Below are 17,298 nucleotides of genomic sequence, written 5' to 3' on the forward strand. Positions count from 1 at the left end.
CCGCGCTCACTGGCCGTCCAGCGCATGCAGGGCGGCGGCGTCGAGCCGCAGCACGGGATAGGCGCCCACGTTCTGTGCGGCGTACCACGGCGAGCGCTCGAAGAAGAACATCAGCCGCGCCTGCGGGCTCGCCGCGAAGACTGGGTCGTCGTGCAGCTTGCGGTCGAACTCGGCCTGGAGTGCCGGGTTCCTGGCGAGCATGTCGCGCGCCAGCAGCTCCAGCACGCGCGGCTCGCCGTATTCCTTGGGCTCGAACACGGCGTCGAAATAGCCCCAGCGCAGCAGCGAATCGGGTGCCTGCGGTTCGAGCAGTTCGATCGCCACGTTGGCGGCGCGCTGGGCCAGCGGCACGATGGCCGAGCCGGCCGGCAGCGTGACCTCGCGCGTCACCGCGTGCGGGTCGAAGCGGCGCAGCATCAGGTGGCCCTCGAACGGCTGGCCGGCCCAGTGTGGGGCGTCGAGCTGGTAACCCCCGGCCGTGAGCTTCATCGGCCGGGCGAGGCGGTGGTAGGCGATGCCGTGGGCGTCGAGCCGCGCGATGGCTTCGGTCCACGGCGCCGGCACCGCGTAGGCGGCGGGCGGGGCGACCGATATGTCCGGCAGCAGGCCGTTCCAGTTGGGGATGGTGTAGGTCTGCGGATGGCGCGCGTCGTAGCGGATCCAGTCGCTGTTGGAAATGTCGCTGTGGCTGACGGTGAACGCATAGCCCTTCAAGGCATACGGCGTCGAGGCAGGATCGGCCTTGAAGGTGAGCGGCACCTGTGCGCCCGTCGACGAAGCGCGGGCCACCACGTCATCGTCCGCCTTGCGCGTGGCGGCGAGCAGCGCGGTGGGATCGCGGCCGATGTCGCCGAGCATCGCCGCCACGATGTCGTAGCTGGCCCGCACGCGCACGGCGTAGGGCTTGAGCATGTGCGTCTCGACCAAGAGCGCCGGACGGTTCTGCAAGGCCGCGTAGCCGGTGGAGAAGCGCGGGCCGGAGCCGAAGTTGGCGATGCCTTTGCGCGGGTCGCGGCCGTCCTTGAAGTCGAGGTAGATCGAGGCGAGGTGGCCGCGCCGCTCGTAGGCCGGGATCACGCGGGCCATGGTCGCCCGTTGCCACGCGGCCACCGCGGGATCGAGCTTGTGCGGGTCTTCGGTGTACCAGGTGAGGTCGTACTGGTAGTCGGCGCCGTCGGTGGTGTGGATGTCGATCAGCAGGTCCGGCAGCCAGCGCTGCCAGAGCCTGAGCCAGTCGCGCATCTCCGGCGCCTCGGCCTTCACGTAGTCGCGGTTCAAGTTGAGGTACTGCGACTGGCCGCGGAAACCCTGCGCGGCAGGGCCGTCCTGGTTGATGCGGTGGTAGGGCGAGGTGTTCTCGTGGCCGTCCACGCTGAACACCGGGATGAAGACCAGCACCGCGTGGTCGAGCAGGTGCGGCAGCCTGCCGGCGACGGCGAAGTCGCGCAGCAGCATCAGGCCCGCGTCCTTGCCCTCGATCTCGCCGGGGTGGATGCCCGCCTGCAGCAGCACCACCGGCTTGCCGGCGGCGCGCGCGGCCTCGGGGGTGAGGGTGCCGTCGGCGCTGGCGACCACCACGGTCAGTGGGCGTCCCTCGGGCGAGGTGCCGAAGGTTTCCACATGCAGCTTGCCGGGCGCCGCGGCGGCGAGGCGCTTCAGGTAGTCCAGCGTGGCGGCGAGGTCGGGCGTGGTGTGGAAGCCCGCGGCCTCGGCCGGCGTGGTCCAGTCGGCGGCGTGGGCGGTGGTCGAGGCGAGGGCGAGCAGGAGCGGCGGCAGCAGGCGGCGCGGCCTCATGCGGAGGTGTCCGTGTCGCCCGGCAGCGGGCGCGGCGAGGCGGGCAGGGTGTCGGGCGCCACCGCACCGCCGGAGATGATGAAGGCCATCGCCTGGTCCATCGTCCAGTCGGTGGGCGTCAACTCATCGACCGGCACCACCTCGAGGTAGCCACCGGTGGGGTTGGGCGTGGTGGGGATGTACACCGCCGCCATCTCGCGGCCGCTGCCTTCCTCCACCATCGTGCGGGTGACGAAGCCCACCACCTTCATGCCGCGGCGGGGGAAATCCACCAGCACCACGCGCTGCAGGCCGGAGGGTTTCTGCTGCAGCACCGACATCAGCTTCTTGGTGCCGCCGTAGATGGTCTGCACCAGCGGGATGCGCGCCAGCAGCGCGTCGAAGGTCTCCAGCAGGCGCTGGCCGATCACCCGGTTGGCGAGCCAGCCGAGGAAATACAGGCCGAACAGGGTGATGACCAGTGCGAGCAGCGCGATCAGCCAGCCGTTGCCCAGCGCCGCCGCGGCCTGCGGCGAGGCCAGGCCGAGCACCCCCCGCAACGCCGCCGCCATCGGCGCGCCGATGCCGGCCAGCAGGCCGAGCACGAACTTGAACACCAGCCAGGTGATCCACAGCGGGATGAAGGTGAACAGGCCGGTGATCAGATAGCGTTGGACGCGCAGGGAAGCCATGGCGGGAGAGGGATTCGGAGGGGAACCGACATTGTAGGGGAGGCGGCGCGCGGTGCAGGCGGCTGTGGCGTTGTGATGTTTTTTGCGGCGCTGCGAATCATGGGGGAAAGGCGGACGAGACGATGACCGATACCCCACTCCAGCAACGGTTCGAGGCGCGGCTGCGCGAGCACCGCGGGATCATCCTCAAGGTGGCGAGCGTGTACGCCGCAGGCGCGGAGGATCGCCGCGACCTGGCGCAGGAAATCAGCCTGCAGCTGTGGCGTGCGTTCCCCGGCTATGACGCGGCGAAGGCCAAGTTTTCCACCTGGCTGTATCGCATCGCGCTCAACGTGGCGATTTCGCAGCGGCGGCGCGAGAGCGCTTCGCCTGCTGCATGCCTGGAGTCGCTTGCACCGCATCATCTGGACACTATCGGCGGCGGCCAGGGCATCGCCGAGCCGGACGAGCGGCTGGCGGCGCTGTACCGCTTCATCGGGGAGCTGGATGCGCTGAACCGCGCCCTGGTGCTGCTCTACCTCGAAGACAAGCGCTACGCCGAGATCGCCGAGGTGCTCGGCATCAGCGAAACCAACGTCGCCACCAAGCTCGGGCGCATCAAGCAGACCTTGCGCGGGCGGATGGCCGGCGCGACCTCCACCACCGGAGCATGACCATGGAACTCGACGAACTGAAGGCCGCGTGGCGCGACCTGGACCGCCGTCTCGAGCGTAGCGAGAGCGTGCAGTCGGACTGGCGGCGGGAGCTTGCGCTGGACCGGACGCGCACCGCGCTGCGGCGCTGGCTGTGGCTGCCGGGCAGCGAGCTGGCGGTTTCCGTGCTGGCGGCATGGTTCGCGGGTGGCTATCTCGCCGGCCATGCCGGCGCGGCCCTGGCCTCGCCGCCGGGCGCGTTGCCGGCGCTGGTGCTGTGGGGGTTGGGCGTCGCGGGCATCGTTGCCGGCGTGCGCCAGATCGTGGCGGTCGCCTCCATCGACTATGCGGCGCCGGTGCTGGCGATCCAGCGGCGGTTGATCGAGGCGCGCCGCCTGCGCCTGCGCTCGGCGCGGGCGTCCCTGCTGGCGTGGTTGCCGCTGTGGCCGGTGTGCGCGGTGCTCGCCGTGCAGTGGGCTTTCGGCTTCGGCAGCTACCGGCAGTTCGCCCCTGCCTGGCTGGTGGCCAATGTCGCCACCGGCGTGGTGCTGGATCTGGTGCTGGTGTGGTTGGCCCGCCGCTACGGCCAGGCGCTGGCGCGCGGGCGCGTGCTGCGCCGGCTGTCGGACAGCATCGCCGGGCACGGGCTGGTGGCGACGACGGCGCAGCTGGATGAGCTGGCCCGTTTCGGGCGCGAGTGAATGTTTGCCGGTCATTCCGGCGCGGGCCGCAGACGCTTCTGAATCGTGCGAAGCACGCAAGGTCTGTTTTCGTGTGCTTTGCACGCATACCCCACCGGATTCCGGCCTGCGCCGGAATCCGGCAGGCGGGCGGAGTCGAGGCGAGGCGCGCCGTCGTGCGTGGCGCGCTCAGCGTGCCCTGGGCTTGAGCCGCACGTAGAGCTGCTTGCGGACGCGGGCGACCACTTCGCCGGAGGCGGTCTTCACGTCGGTCTCGAACCAGCGCAGCACCTTCTCGCCGCCGGCCGCGGCGGCGCGCAGTGCTTCGACCGTGGCGTCGTCGAGACGGAAATGCGCGTGGACGTCCTCCCGCCCCGGCGCCACGAAGTCGATCGCGCCGGCCTTGTCCCACACGTAGTAGTCGGGGCCCAGGCGGTGCATCGCCAGCAGCATCCAGATCGGGTCGGTCATGGCGAACAGGTTGCCGCCGAACTGGCTGCGCACGTAGTTGCGGTTCCACGGCCGCAGCCGTAGCACCACCTCGGCCTCGCGCCAGTCGTCGCTGAGCTGCCGCACGCGGATGCTGTTGCAGAGAAAGGGCGGCCACAGGTTCATCAGCCGGCGGAAGGTGGAGGCGCGCATGGTCCGGGCGGGGCGGCAGGAGACAGGGCGAGCACCCTAGCATACGCATGGGTATGGGGTGGCGGCCGGGCCGCGGCGGCTGATTCGACGGCGTTTGCGACGATGCCGCGCTGGCGGAGCGGGCGGTGGTGGCCCGCCGCGCGGTGTGCGGTGGCGTGGCTGGCGCAGGTCGACGTGTTCCGCCTGGAGCACACGCAGGCCGGCGGATCTGCTGATGCGGGCGGCCGGTGGCTTGGCCTGGCGGCGGGAGCGCGACCGGCCGCGCTGGCTGGGGGCTTGCCGCCGCGCATCGGCCATGGCGCGGCGGCGAGGTATTCAGGCGATCAGAACAGCAGCGAAGCCATCCGCCGGCGGTAGTGGCCGACCAGTTCGGCGTCGTCCAGCGTGGCGAAGGCGGCGATCAGGCGCTTCTTGGCGGCGCCGTCGTTCCAGTCGCGGGCGTGTTCGAGGAGGTGCAGGAACTGCTCCAGGCCCGCGGCCGGGTCGTTCTCGAGCAGCAGGCGCACGCCGAGCAGGTCGCGCGCGGCCCAGTCGGCGCCGTCGGTGTCCACGCGCTGGCGCAGCTCGCCCAGCGAGGGCGCGCCCTGCAGCGAGCGGGCGAGGTCGAGCTGGCTGCGCAGGCGCACGGCGCGGGCGTCGGTGGCGAGGTTGACGGGCAGGGCGTCCAGCTCGGCCTGGGCCGCGTCGGCCTGGCCGGCGCGCAGCAGGGCGAGGGCGAGGTCGAGCTTGAGCTCGCTGCGCTCGGGCTCGGCCGCGATGGCCTGCTGCAGGCGGTTGATGGCCTGCTCGGGCGATTCTTCCACGGCGGCCGGTGCCGCCTCCTCGTCGTTGTCGGCCGCCTCGCCAGGCAGCACCTGATGCTGGGCGAGGAACTCGCGCAGCTGGCCTTCCGGCAGCGCGCCGGCGAAGCCGTCGACGATCTGGCCGTCCTTCACCAGCATCACGGTGGGAATGCTGCGGATGCCGAACATCGCCGCCAGCTGCTGGTTCTTGTCCACGTCCACCTTGGCCAGGCGGAAGCCGCCGGCGTATTCGTCGGCGAGCTTCTCCAGCATCGGGCCCAGCGTCTTGCACGGGCCGCACCAGGTGGCCCAGAAGTCGACCAGCACCGGCGCGGTCAGCGAGGCCTGCAGCACCTCGGCCTCGAAGTTGGCCTCGTCGATGTCGATGGCATGGGCCTGCACGGTGGTCACGGCATTACTCCACAAAAGGATCGCCCTGAGATCGGGGCAGGGGCGAGCATATCAAGGGATGACGGGCCCCGCGGCCGGTCGCCACGGGTTCAGCGGGCGGCGGGCAGATTTGCGACAATTCCGCTAATGCGCACCATGAACAGCGGTCATCCGCCCATGACCATCACCGCTTCGCCGATGCTGATTTGCGAGCACTGCGACACCGTGCACCGGCGGCGCCCGCTGGCGCGGGGCGAGGTGGCGCGCTGCCTGCGCTGCGGCGCGGTGCTGGAGCGGCACCAGCGCTTCGGCGTGGACGGGCTGCTGGCGCTGGTGCTGGCGGCGATGATCGTGTTCGTGCTGGCCAACGCCTGGCCGATCGTCACGCTCGGCCTCAACGGCCAGCAGGTGGCGGCCCGCCTGTGGGGCGTGATCCTCACCATGTGGCACGACCATTCGCAGGTGGTGGCGGTGCTGGCCGCGGCCACGCTGTTCTTCTTCCCGATCTGCAAGCTGCTACTGCTGGGCTGGGTGCTGCTGTGCATCCGGCTGGGGCGGATCGGGGAGGGCTTCCGCCGGGCGATGGTGCTGCTGCACTACGTGGCGCCGTGGACGATGAGCGAGGTGTTCGTGCTGGGCGCCCTGGTGTCCATCGTCAAGGCGCACCTGTATTTCGACGTCACGGCCGAGCCGGGCATCTATGCCTACGCGGCGCTGATGGTGTTCATCACGCTGTTCTCCGGCGTGGACCTGCACCAGCTGTGGGACCGCGCCGCGGAGCGCGCCGCATGAGCGCGCCGCCGCGCGCCGCGGAGCTGGGGCTGATCGGCTGCCACGTCTGCGGCCAGGTCTCCCGCGACCCGCGCCGGGCGGGCATGGCCTGCCCGCGTTGCGGCGCGCCGCTGCACCGGCGCAAGACGGGCAGCATCGCGCGCAGCTGGGCGCTGCTGATCGCCGCCCTGATCCTCTACCTGCCCGCCAACCTGCTGCCGATCATGCGCACGGTGAGCCTGGGCGACGTGGACGACAACACCATCCTGAGCGGCGTGGTGGAGCTGTGGGTGAAGGGCTCGCCGGGGCTGGCGGTGATCGTGTTCAGCGCCAGCATCGTGGTGCCGATGATGAAGTTCCTGGTGCTGGGCACGCTGCTGCTCTCCGTGCAGCGCGGCAGCGCCTGGGCCCGGCAGCCGCGCGCCAGGCTCTACCGGCTGGTGGAGTTCATTGGCTACTGGTCGATGCTGGACGTGTTCGTGGTGGCGCTGCTCACCGCGCTGGTGCAGTTCGGCTTCTTCAGCCTGGTGGAGCCGCTGCCGGGCGTGGTGTTCTTCGGCCTCACGGTGGTGCTCACCATGCTGGCCTCGATGAGTTTCGATCCAAGACTGATATGGGACGGCAGGACAGACGATGAGTGACGAACGCAAGCCGGGCGGTACCGAGGATCTCCCCGAGCCGGTGGTGCGGCGCTCGCGCGTGGGCATCTCGCTGATCTGGCTGGTGCCGGTGCTGGCCGCGGTGGTCGGCCTGTCGCTGGTGATCAACAGCTGGATGCAGGCCGGGCCCACCATCACCATCACCTTCCAGACCGCCTCGGGCATCGACCCGGGCAAGACGCAGGTGAAATACAAGAGCGTGGTGATCGGCCGGGTCGAGAGGGTGACGCTGGCGCCGGACCGCAGCCACGTGGAAGTGGAGGTGGCGCTGGACAAGCGCGCCAAGGGCTTCGCCGCCGCCGACACGCGCTTCTGGGTGGTGCGCCCGCGCATCGGCCTGGGCGGCGTGTCCGGCGTGGACACGCTGCTCTCGGGCGCCTTCATCGGCGCCGACGTGGGCGACTCCACCGAATACCGCGACGAGTTCCAGGGCCTGGAGATGCCGCCCTCGGTGCCGCACGGCGCGCCGGGCAAGAGCTTCGTGCTGCACAGCGGGGACTTGGGCTCGCTGGACATCGGCTCGCCGGTGTACTACCGGCGCATCCAGGTCGGCCGCGTAGCCTCCTACCAGCTCGACCCGGACGGCAAGGGCGTGTCGCTGCAGATCTTCGTGGACGGGCCCAACGACAAGTTCGTCACCCAGTCCGCGCGCTTCTGGAACGCCAGCGGCGTGGACGTCTCGCTCGGCGCCAACGGCCTCAAGCTCAACACGCAGTCGCTGGCCACCGTGCTGGCCGGCGGCGTGGCCTTCCAGGATCCGCCGGGGCCGCACGACAGCACGCCGGCGCCGGAGCAGGCCAGCTTCACCCTGTTCGGCGACCAGGTGGCCGCGATGGCGCCGCCGGACGGGCCGCCGCGCTACATCCGCATGCGCTTCGAGCAGTCGCTGCGCGGGCTCACGGTGGACGCGCCGGTGGAGTTCCTCGGCGTCAACATCGGCCGCGTGGTGTCGATCAACCTCGACTACGACGACAAGCGCCAGCGCTTCCCGGTGCTGGTTGGCGCGGTGGTGTACCCGCAGCGCCTGGGCCGCGCCTACGACAAGCTCGCCGCGCTGGCCAAGGCCAACGGCGACGACGACCTGTCGCAGATGATGGGCCGCCTGATCGAGCACGGCCTGCGCGCGCAGGCGCGCACCGGCAACCTGCTCACCGGCCAGCTCTACATCGCGCTCGACTTCCTGCCGAACGTGCCGAAGGTGGCGTTCGACGCCAAGGCCAGGCCGCTGGAGATCCCCACCGCGCCGGGCAGCTTCGACAAGCTGCAGGAGCAGATGGCCGAGATCATCAACAAGATCCAGAAGGTGCCCTTCGACAGCATCGGCCAGCACCTCGACCAGACCCTGGCCGAGCTGGGCGGCACGCTCAAGCAGGTCAACGCCGAGACGCTGCCGCAGTTCCGCCGTACGCTGGAAGGCGCGCAGCAGACGCTGGGCACGGCCAACAGCACGCTGTCGGCCGACTCGCCGCTGCAGCAGAACCTGGGCGACACGCTGGAGCAACTGCAGCGCATGGCGCGCTCGCTGCGCGTGCTGACCGACTATCTAGGCGGCCATCCGGAGTCGCTGATCCGCGGGCGCCGGCCCGATGCGGCGCCCGCCGCGCCGCCGGCCCAGCCCAGGGAAACCCAGCAAGGGAGCAAGCCATGATCCACCCCCGCCACCTGCTCGCCGGCGCGCTCGCGCTGGGGCTGGCCGCCTGCGCCTCGGCGCCGATGCATTACTACACGCTGGTGCCGCCGGCCTCGGACGCGGCCGCCCTGGCCGCGCCGTTCCAGTTCGAGCTGCTGCCAGTGACAGTGCCGGCGCAGGTCGACCAGCCGCAGCTGGTGGTGCGCGAGGGCGGGCAGGGCGTGGCCGTGCTCGACGGCGAGCGCTGGATTGCGCCGCTGCCGGACGAAGTGCGCGGCGCGCTGTCGGCCGACCTCGCGCACCGGCTCGGCGCGCAGGACGCCAGCGGGCTGCCACTGGGCGAGCGGCCGCGGCTGCGCATCAAGGTGGACCTGCGCCGTTTCGACTCGCAGCCGGGCAGCTACGCCCTGGTCGAGGCGGTGTGGAGCCTGCGCACGCTGCCGGGCGGCGCCGTGCTCACCTGCACCAGCCGCCTGCGCCAGCCGGTGGGCGCGGGCTACGCGGCGCTGGTGGCCGGCCACCAGCAGGCGCTCGCCGCGCTGGCCGGGGCGATCGCCGCGGCCGCGCCCGCGGTGGTCGCCGGGCAGCGGCCGGCGTGCCCCGCCGGCTAGCGCCGGCCGGCCCGAGGCTTGGCGCCCAGCCTGCGCTGGGCTAGGCTGCACGGTTCATTACGGCCGCCCTGCGTGCACGGCGGCTGCGCACCCCGCACACGACGCCGGATACCATGCAGGACATTCAGGAACAGGCCCCCACCTCCGACCCGACCACCGCGGGCTACGACCCGCAGCAGGTGGAGGCGCTCGCGCAGCAGTACTGGGCGGCGCAGCGCGCCTACGAGGTGAAGGAGGACCCGGCGCGGCCCAAGTTCTACTGCCTCTCCATGCTGCCGTACCCCTCCGGCGCGCTGCACATGGGCCATGTGCGCAACTACACCATCGGCGACGTGATCAGCCGCTACCAGCGCATGAACGGCAAGAACGTGCTGCAGCCGATGGGCTGGGACGCCTTCGGCCTGCCGGCCGAGAACGCCGCGATCAAGCACAAGACGGCGCCGGCCAAGTGGACCTACGCCAACATCGAGCACATGCGCGGCCAGCTGAAGTCGCTGGGCTACGCCATCGACTGGTCGCGCGAGGTCGCCACCTGCCAGCCCGAGTACTACCGCTGGGAACAGCTGATGTTCACCCGGCTGATGAAGAAGGGTCTGGCCTACCGCAAGAACGCGGTGGTGAACTGGGACCCGGTGGACCAGACCGTGCTCGCCAACGAGCAGGTGATCGACGGCCGCGGCTGGCGTTCCGGCGCGCTGGTGGAGAAGCGCGAGATTCCGCAGTGGTTCCTCAAGATCACCGACTACGCGCCCGAGCTGCTGGACGGCCTGGACACGCTGCCCGGCTGGCCGGACGCGGTGAAGACCATGCAGCGCAACTGGATCGGCCGCAGCGAGGGCCTGGAGATCCATTTCGCGGTGGAGGGCGGGGCCGAGCCGCTGAGCGTGTTCACCACGCGCCCGGACACCCTGATGGGCGTGACCTTCGTCTCCATCGCCGGCGAGCATCCGCTGGCGCTCAAGGCCGCCGAGGGCAACCCGGAGCTGGCCGCGTTCCTCGACGAGCTCAAGCACGGCGGCGTGTCCGAGGCGGAGCTGGAGACGCAGGAGAAGCGCGGCATGCCCACGGGCCTGTACGCGATCCACCCGGTCAGCGGCGAGCAGGTGCCGGTGTGGGTGGCCAACTTCGTGCTGTGGGGCTACGGCACCGGCGCGGTGATGGCGGTGCCGGGCCACGACGAGCGCGACTTCGAGTTCGCCACCAGGTACGGCCTGCCGATCAAGCAGGTGATCACCGTCGAGGGCGAGCCGGCCTACGACCCGACGGCGTGGCAGCCCTGGTACGGCGACAAGACCGCGCCGGGCCTGCGCGTGGTCCACTCCGGCGCGCTGGACGGCAAGAACTACCGCGAGGCCTTCGACTACCTCGCCGACACGCTGGAGGCCGACGGCCGCGGCCTGCGCCGCGTCAACTGGCGTCTGCGCGACTGGGGCGTCTCGCGCCAGCGCTACTGGGGCTGCCCGATCCCGGTGATCTACTGCCCGAACTGCGACGCCGTGCCGGTGCCGGAGGACCAGCTGCCGGTGGTGCTGCCGGAGGACGTTGCCTTCTCCGGCGTGCAGTCGCCGATCAAGGCCGACCCCGCATGGCGCAAGACCACCTGCCCGCAGTGCGGCGGCCCGGCCGAGCGCGAAACCGACACCTTCGACACCTTCATGGAGTCGAGCTGGTACTACGCCCGCTACACCAGCCCCGGCGCCGACGGCCTGGTGGACGAGCGCGCCAACTACTGGCTGCCGGTGGACCAGTACATCGGCGGCATCGAGCACGCCATCCTGCACCTCTTGTACTTCCGCTTCTATCACAAGCTGATGCGCGACGAGGGCCTGGTGCATGCGGACGAGCCGGTCACCAACCTACTGACCCAGGGCATGGTGATCGCCGAGACCTTCTACCGCGACAACGCCGACGGCTCGAAGGACTGGATCAACCCGGCCGAGGTGGAGATCCAGCGCGACGACAAGGCGCGCGTCACCGGCGCCACGCTCAAGGCCGACGGCCAGCCGGTGCAGATCGGCGGCATCGAGAAGATGTCCAAGTCCAAGAACAACGGCGTGGACCCGCAGGCGATGGTGGCCAAGTACGGCGCCGACACGGTGCGCCTGTTCTCCATGTTCGCCGCGCCGCCGGAGCAGTCGCTGGAGTGGAACGAGGCGGGCGTGGAAGGCATGGCGCGCTTCCTGCGCCGCTTCTGGCGCGAGGTGACCACGCACGCGGCGGGGCCGGACCACCTGCCGGTCGATCCGGCCAAATTGAATAGTGCGCAGAAGACGCTGCGCCGCCAACTGCACGAGACCATCCAGAAGGTGAGCGACGACTTCGGCCGCCGCCACGCCTTCAACACCGCCATCGCCGCGCTGATGGAACTGCTCAACGCGCTCGGCAAGTTCGACGACGCCAGCGAGCAGGGCCGCGCAGTGCGCCACGAGGCGCTGGAGGCGATGGTGCTGCTGCTGAACCCGGTGGTGCCGCACGTCAGCCACGCGCTGTGGCAGGCGCTCGGCCACGCCGAGCATGTGCTGGAGGACCAGCCCTGGCCGCAGGTCGATCCCGCCGCGCTGGTGCGCGACTCGCTGACGCTCGCGGTGCAGGTCAACGGCAAGCTGCGCGCCACCATCGAGGTGGCGGCGGATGCCTCGCGCGAGGCCATTGAGGCGCTGGCGCGCGAGCAGCCGAACGTGATCCCGTTCCTCGAGGGCCAGAGCGTGCGCAAGGTGATCGTCGTGCCTGGCAAGATCGTCAACATCGTCGCAGGATGAAACCCATGCGCACTCGCAACGCCGCAAGCCTGCTCAAGCTCACCCTGCTGTTGTCCACGCTGGCGCTCGGCGCCTGCGGCTTCCACCTGCGCCGCAGCGCGGCGCTGCCGCCGTCGATGCAGCGCCTGCACCTCACCGTGAGCGGCGGCAACAGCCTGCAGCGGAACCTGGCGCGGGCGCTGGAGGGCGCCGGCGTCACGGTGGAGGACGATGCCGCCCCCGGCGTGGCCGAGTTCAAGATCCCGGTGGCGCGCTTCAACACCGACACGCTCAACCTCGGCGGCTACTCGCAGATCACCGAATACGCGGTGCGCTACGAGGTGCAGTTCCAGGTGAACGACGCCAACGGCCAGCCGCTGCTGCCCCTGCAGCGCATCAACATGGCGCGCGAGTTCAGCTACGACGCGCTCAACGCCATCGGCACCCAGTCGCAGGTGGAGGAGATCCAGCGCAGCCTCAACGACGACATGGTGCAGGCGATCCTGCTGCGCCTGCAGGCCGCCGCGCGCCACGCCCCGGTCGCCCCGGCGCCGGCTTCCTCCCGCTGACGCCGTGCCGCTGAACCCTGCCCAGTGGCAGAAGGCGCTGGCGGCCGACAGCCTGCGCCCGGCCTACCTGCTGGCCGGCGAGGAACTGCTGGTGCTGGAGGCCGCCGACGCGCTGCGCGCGCAGGCGCGCCGGCTCGGCTACAGCGAGCGCGTGGTGCTCGACGTCGGCAACCACTTCGACTGGAACGAACTGGCGCGCTCGGCCGCCGGTATGTCGCTGTTCGCCACCCGGCGCCTGCTCGACCTGCGCCTGCCCACCGGCCGCCCCGGCGTCGAGGGCGCCAAGGCCATCGGCGAGTTCTGCGCCGACCCGCCGCCCGACACCACACTGCTGGTCACCGCCACCGAGTGGAGCAACAAGCACGAGGGCGCCTGGACCCGCAAGCTCGACGAGGCCGGCGCGGTGGTGGTGTTCAACGCGCCGCGCCAGCACGAGTGGGCCGGCTGGATCGGCGCGCGGCTCGCCTCGCGCGGCCTCTCCGCCACGCCCGACGCGGCGGCGCTGCTGGCCGAGCGCGTGGAGGGCAACCTGCTCGCCGCCGCGCAGGAGGTGGACAAGCTCGCTGTGCTGCACGGCCAGGGCCGCATCGACGCGGCGCAGATGGAGCAGCTCGTCGCCGACAGCGCCCGCTACGACGCCTTCAAGCTCACCGATGCGGCCTTCGCGGGCGACGGCGGCCGCGCGCTGCACATCCTCGCCGGCCTGCGTGCCGAGGGCGACGAGCTGATCGCGCTGATGGGCTGGCTGGTCAATCAATTGCAGCTCGCGTTGCGCCTGGCCAACGCGCGCGACTTCGCCGCGCAGGCGCGCGCCGAGCGGCTGTGGCCGGCGCGCGAGCAGCTGTTCCGCAAGGCCCTGCGCCGCGCCCCGCGCGAGCACTGGCAGGCCTGCCTGGCCCGTGCCGCGCGCATCGACCGCATGGCCAAGGGCCGCGAGCAGGGCGACCCGTGGCTGGAGGCCGAGCGGCTGATCGCTGCCATCGCCGAACCGCGCAGCGCGGCGGCGCTGGGATGAGGCCGCCCCGCCGCACCGGCTTTGCGCCCTCTCCCCGCCGGGGAGAGGGCTGGGGTGAGGGGTGGGTGTTCACGGCGACATTTCATCGAAGCGGGCTTTCAGTGGGAAGGCCCATCGCACCGTGTCCCCTCACCCCAACCCACTCCTCGCTCCTCAAGGCCGGCGCCATCCATGGCGCCTCCCCGCGTGCCCCGGCGGGGAGAGGGAGCAGGTCGTCGCGACCCCGGGCGGAGCGCTGACCATGCGCCCCCTGGCCCTCTTCGGCGGCACCTTCGACCCCGTGCACATCGGCCACCTCAGCGTGGCCTGGGAAGCCGCCGAACTGCTCGATGCGGAGGTGCGCCTGCTGCCGGCCAACGTGCCGCCGCACCGTTCGCCGCCCACCGCGAACGCCGCGCAGCGCGTGGCGATGCTGCGCGCCGCGCTGGGCGGGCAGTCGCGGCTGACGCTGGACACGCGCGAGCTGGAACGCGAAGGCCCGTCCTACACCGTGGACACGCTGCGCGGCCTGCGCGCGGAGCAGGGCGAGCGGCCGCTGGTGCTGCTGCTCGGCGCCGACGCCTTCGCCGGGCTGCCCGGCTGGCACCGCTGGCGCGAGCTGTTCGAGCTGGCGCACCTGGGCGTGCTGAGTCGCCCGGGCATCGACGTCGAGCTGCCGCCGCTGCTGCAGGAGGCCGTCGCCGGGCGGCAGGCCGGCGCCGCCGCCGTGCACGCGCAGCCCGCCGGCCTGGTGGTGGAACTCGCGGTGACGCCGCTGGAAGTCTCTGCCACCCGCATCCGCGAACGGCTCGCCGCCGGACGCGAGCCGCGCTACCTGCTGCCGGCCGGGCTGTTCGACGATCCCGCGCTGCTGGCGCCGTACCGCACGCCGTAGTCGCCACGGGTGGCCGAAAGGAGTGGCCCCGGATGGCCGCGCTGGCCGCTCGTGTACCCTCATCTTCAGGCCTACGTACAAGGACAGATCGGTGACGCCTCACGCCAGAACTTCATGGAAGGGCCGCATGCTCCGCTGGCCGGGTGTGCTGCTGGTGCTGTTCCTGCTCACTCGCCCGGAGCTGATGCATCTGGGTCTGCTGATCGACGCGGTAGGGCTGGATACGTTCCTGCTGCTGCTCGAAGTCCAGCTGCTGATGGTGCTCGGGCTGGCATACCGGCAATCCCTGCGACCACTGCTGGGCTGGTGCCGGCGGCGGATGCTGCGGCCCCTTCTGCTTGCGTCGCGTGCCTTATTCGAGGCCTGCGCCATGGCGAGGACCGCTCTCCGCGCCCTCGATGGCGGGTTGCTCCGGCATAGCGGTCCGTTCGGCCTGTGGGCCTACGTGCATGGCCGGGCTTATGGCCGGCACTGGCTCTGTCGCGCGATGGCCGCCTGAGCTGGAGGCGACGCTCAACCCCGCGCCGGCCAGGTCAGCGTGGCGCGGCAGCCGGGCATGGCGTCGCCGAGTTCGAAGCGCATCTCGTGCAGCTGGGCGATCACCGCCACCAGGCTGAGCCCCAGGCCGTTGCCCGGCGTGCTGCGGCTGGGCTCGTTGCGGTGGAAGCGGTTGAGCACCGCCTTGCGCTCCTGCGGCGGGATGCCGGGGCCGTTGTCGCTGACGCTGAGCGTGCGGTGCGCCGCGTCCAGCCGCACCTCGATGCGCCCGCCCGGCGGGGTGAACTTGATCGCGTTGTCGACCAGGTTGCCCACGGCGTCGAACAGCAGGCTGGCGTCGCCCCACAGCGTGGCGGCGGGCGCGGGCTCGTCCCGGCGCAGCGCCAGCTCGATCCGCTTCTCTTCGGCCAGCGGCTGGTAGAACTCCACCACGTCGGCCAGCACCGGCGCCAGCGCCACCTCGGCGAAGCCGGCGCGGCGGGCGCCGGCCTCGATCTCGGAGATGCGCAGCAGGGCGTTGAAGGTCTTGAGCAGCGCGCCGATCTCCTCGATGGCGTCGGCGATGGCGGTGCGGAACTCGTCCGCCGTGGCGGCGCGGCGCTGGGCGCGCTCCAGGCCGCCGAGCAGGCGCGTGAGTGGCGTGCGCAGGTCGTGGGCGATGCCGTCGCACACGCCCTTCACCTCGTGCACCAGGCGTTCGAGGTCGTCGAGCATGCCGTTGACTTCGCGCGCCAGCCGGTCGAGATCGCCGCCGCCGCTGCCGACCGGCAGCCGGCCGGTGAGGTCGCCGGTGACGATGCGGCGGATCGCGCGGGTCATGGCGTCGATGCGGCGCACCGCGGAGCGGCCCACCGCGAACGCGCCGGCGAGGCCGAAGATCAGCGTGAACAGGCCGGCGCCGAGCATCGCGCGCACCAGCAGTTCCTCGAACTCGTGCGGGTCGTACACGTTGAGCGCCAGCGCGAACCAGTGGCCGTCGGGCAGGCGCGTGGCGTAGCCGCGGTAGGGCACGTGGTCGAGGCGGTAGTCGACCGGGCCGCGGCGCTCGCGCGCGCCGGGCGGCAGCGCGGCGAGGTTGCCGGCCAGCCAGCGGCCGTTGGCGTCGAACTCGCCGAAGGGGCGGTGGTTGCCCGCATCGCCGCGGGCGTGCTCGCCCAGGCGCAGCAGGCGGTCCTGCGGCGGGAGCGAGGCGAAGTAGGCGGTCTCGCGGTACAGCCAGTCCTCCTGCTCGGCGCGCATGTAGCCGACGGTGCGCCAGTAGACGAAGCCGAACAGCAGCGCCGAGCAGGCGCCGAACAGCGCCAGGAACATCAGCGCGAGGCGGAAGCTGGTGGTGCGCGGCAGGTCAGTCAGGCGCATGCAGGATGTACCCCGCGCCGCGCACGGTCTGGATCGGCGAGGGGCGGCCCTCCACGTCGAGCTTCTGGCGCAGCTTGCTGATGTGCACGTCGATCACGTTGGTGCGCTCCTCCGAGCGGTAGCCCCATACCTCCTCGAACAGCATGGTGCGGGTCACCACCTGGCCGGCATGGCGCATCAGGTATTCGAGCAGCAGGTATTCGCGCGGCAGCAGGCTCACCGGCTCGCCGTCGCGGCGCACACTGCGGGTGAGCAGGTCGATCTCCAGCGGGCCGGCGCGCAGCGTGGTCGGCTGGGCGGGCAGGTGGCGGCGGCGCAGCAGGGCGTCCAGGCGGGCGGTGAGCTCCATCGCCTCGAACGGCTTGGTGAGGTAGTCGTCGCCGCCGGCGCGCAGGCCGCGCACGCGCTCGTCCAGCGCGGAGAGGGCGGAGAGGATCAGCACCGGCGTCTCCCCGCCCGCGGCGCGCAGCGCGGCGAGCACGCCGAGCCCATCGGGCGTGCCGGGCAGCATGCGATCCAGCACCACCGCGTCGAAGTCGCCGCCGAGCGCCTTCACCAGGCCCTCGCGGCCGTTCGCCGCCCGCGCCACGGCGAAGCCGTGGTGGGCCAGGGCGTCCTCGATTTCCGCGGCGGTCTGCGCGTCGTCCTCGACCACCAGAATGCGCGCCATCCAGCTCTCCCTCTCGCCGACATGGGCCGTACTTGCCCGGCCGCCGATTCTCGCAGCATGACCCGAAGGCGGCCTTGGCCGGCAGATTAAATCCGTTTAAGGATAGGGAGTCGGGAATGGGGAATGGCAAAAGCTCAAAGGGCGCCTGTGTCGGTACCGGTGCATGTACGCTCTTCCCGATTCCCGATTCCCGATTCCCGATTCCCGATTCCCGATTCCCGATTCCCGACTTCCCGACTTCCCGACTTCCCGACTTCCCGACTTCCCGGCGTCCCGGCCTCACAGCCAATGCACCACCGCGTACACCAGCGGC

General features: G+C 71.4%; 17 protein-coding genes. 11 read left to right on the forward strand and 6 right to left on the reverse strand.

Annotated elements, in window-relative coordinates; all coding sequences use genetic code 11:
* Window positions 1–6 precede the first annotated feature (6 nt).
* Entirely contained in the window at window positions 7–1,794 is a 1,788-nt protein-coding gene (locus ACH65_RS14085; protein WP_049623243.1) for a M14 family metallopeptidase, read from the reverse strand.
* Complete coding sequence (locus tag ACH65_RS14090; protein WP_049623244.1) at window positions 1,791–2,465, reverse strand: DUF502 domain-containing protein; 675 nt, start codon at window positions 2,463–2,465, stop codon at window positions 1,791–1,793. Before ACH65_RS14090 ends, ACH65_RS14085 begins: the two co-directional genes overlap by 4 nt.
* A gap of 122 nt (window positions 2,466–2,587) precedes the next feature.
* Between ACH65_RS14090 and ACH65_RS14095 the strand changes: the two genes are divergently transcribed.
* Window positions 2,588–3,118, forward strand: a complete 531-nt coding sequence (locus tag ACH65_RS14095; protein WP_049623245.1) for an RNA polymerase sigma factor — start codon at window positions 2,588–2,590, stop codon at window positions 3,116–3,118.
* A 2-nt stretch (window positions 3,119–3,120) separates the two neighbouring features.
* A complete protein-coding gene (locus ACH65_RS14100) occupies window positions 3,121–3,798 on the forward strand; it encodes a hypothetical protein (RefSeq protein ID WP_049623246.1) in 678 nt (225 codons plus the stop codon).
* Between the two features lie 168 nt (window positions 3,799–3,966).
* Here ACH65_RS14100 and ACH65_RS14105 read toward each other — a convergent pair whose 3' ends face one another.
* Both ACH65_RS14105 and trxA read right to left on the reverse strand, forming a co-directional pair.
* Window positions 3,967–4,419: a DUF4442 domain-containing protein gene (locus ACH65_RS14105; RefSeq protein WP_049623247.1), complete on the reverse strand. Its 453-nt coding sequence runs from the start codon at window positions 4,417–4,419 to the stop codon at window positions 3,967–3,969.
* 323 nt (window positions 4,420–4,742) lie between these two features.
* Window positions 4,743–5,612 carry a thioredoxin gene (gene trxA / locus ACH65_RS14110; RefSeq protein ID WP_049623248.1) on the reverse strand — a complete coding sequence of 290 codons (870 nt, stop codon included), beginning with the start codon at window positions 5,610–5,612 and terminating at the stop codon, window positions 4,743–4,745.
* Between the two features lie 156 nt (window positions 5,613–5,768).
* Between trxA and ACH65_RS14115 the strand changes: the two genes are divergently transcribed.
* The 9 genes from ACH65_RS14115 (at window position 5,769) to ACH65_RS14155 (ending at window position 14,957) form a co-directional block, all read left to right on the forward strand.
* On the forward strand, window positions 5,769–6,383 hold the full coding sequence (locus ACH65_RS14115; RefSeq protein ID WP_049623249.1) for a paraquat-inducible protein A: 615 nt from the start codon (window positions 5,769–5,771) through the stop codon (window positions 6,381–6,383).
* Window positions 6,380–7,003, forward strand: coding sequence for a paraquat-inducible protein A (locus ACH65_RS14120; RefSeq protein WP_049623250.1), 624 nt, complete (start codon window positions 6,380–6,382; stop codon window positions 7,001–7,003). The genes ACH65_RS14115 and ACH65_RS14120 overlap by 4 nt, the downstream gene beginning before the upstream one ends.
* Window positions 6,996–8,669 (forward strand): PqiB family protein, encoded by a 1,674-nt coding sequence (locus tag ACH65_RS14125; RefSeq protein WP_049623251.1) that lies wholly within the window; start codon window positions 6,996–6,998, stop codon window positions 8,667–8,669. The genes ACH65_RS14120 and ACH65_RS14125 overlap by 8 nt, the downstream gene beginning before the upstream one ends.
* Window positions 8,666–9,262: a PqiC family protein gene (locus ACH65_RS14130; protein WP_049623252.1), complete on the forward strand. Its 597-nt coding sequence runs from the start codon at window positions 8,666–8,668 to the stop codon at window positions 9,260–9,262. Before ACH65_RS14125 ends, ACH65_RS14130 begins: the two co-directional genes overlap by 4 nt.
* A gap of 113 nt (window positions 9,263–9,375) precedes the next feature.
* The gene (leuS, locus tag ACH65_RS14135; protein WP_049623253.1) at window positions 9,376–12,021 is read left to right on the forward strand and encodes a leucine--tRNA ligase; all 2,646 of its coding nucleotides are present in this window, start codon (window positions 9,376–9,378) and stop codon (window positions 12,019–12,021) included.
* A 5-nt stretch (window positions 12,022–12,026) separates the two neighbouring features.
* Window positions 12,027–12,569 carry an LPS-assembly lipoprotein LptE gene (locus ACH65_RS14140; RefSeq protein ID WP_049623254.1) on the forward strand — a complete coding sequence of 181 codons (543 nt, stop codon included), beginning with the start codon at window positions 12,027–12,029 and terminating at the stop codon, window positions 12,567–12,569.
* A gap of 4 nt (window positions 12,570–12,573) precedes the next feature.
* On the forward strand, window positions 12,574–13,584 hold the full coding sequence (holA, locus tag ACH65_RS14145; protein ID WP_049623255.1) for a DNA polymerase III subunit delta: 1,011 nt from the start codon (window positions 12,574–12,576) through the stop codon (window positions 13,582–13,584).
* A gap of 241 nt (window positions 13,585–13,825) precedes the next feature.
* Window positions 13,826–14,458: a nicotinate-nucleotide adenylyltransferase gene (gene nadD / locus ACH65_RS14150; protein WP_049623256.1), complete on the forward strand. Its 633-nt coding sequence runs from the start codon at window positions 13,826–13,828 to the stop codon at window positions 14,456–14,458.
* Between the two features lie 127 nt (window positions 14,459–14,585).
* Complete coding sequence (locus tag ACH65_RS14155) at window positions 14,586–14,957, forward strand: hypothetical protein (protein ID WP_049623257.1); 372 nt, start codon at window positions 14,586–14,588, stop codon at window positions 14,955–14,957.
* 14 nt (window positions 14,958–14,971) lie between these two features.
* Here the strand turns inward: ACH65_RS14155 and ACH65_RS21040 are convergent, their stop codons facing one another.
* Both ACH65_RS21040 and ACH65_RS14165 read right to left on the reverse strand, forming a co-directional pair.
* Window positions 14,972–16,315, reverse strand: a complete 1,344-nt coding sequence (locus ACH65_RS21040; protein WP_049623258.1) for a sensor histidine kinase — start codon at window positions 16,313–16,315, stop codon at window positions 14,972–14,974.
* Window positions 16,302–16,985, reverse strand: coding sequence for a response regulator transcription factor (locus ACH65_RS14165; RefSeq protein ID WP_049623259.1), 684 nt, complete (start codon window positions 16,983–16,985; stop codon window positions 16,302–16,304). Before ACH65_RS14165 ends, ACH65_RS21040 begins: the two co-directional genes overlap by 14 nt.
* Window positions 16,986–17,298 lie beyond the last annotated feature (313 nt).

The organism is Frateuria defendens, assembly GCF_001182895.1.
Taxonomy (GTDB): Bacteria; Pseudomonadota; Gammaproteobacteria; order Xanthomonadales; family Rhodanobacteraceae; genus Frateuria_B; species Frateuria_B defendens.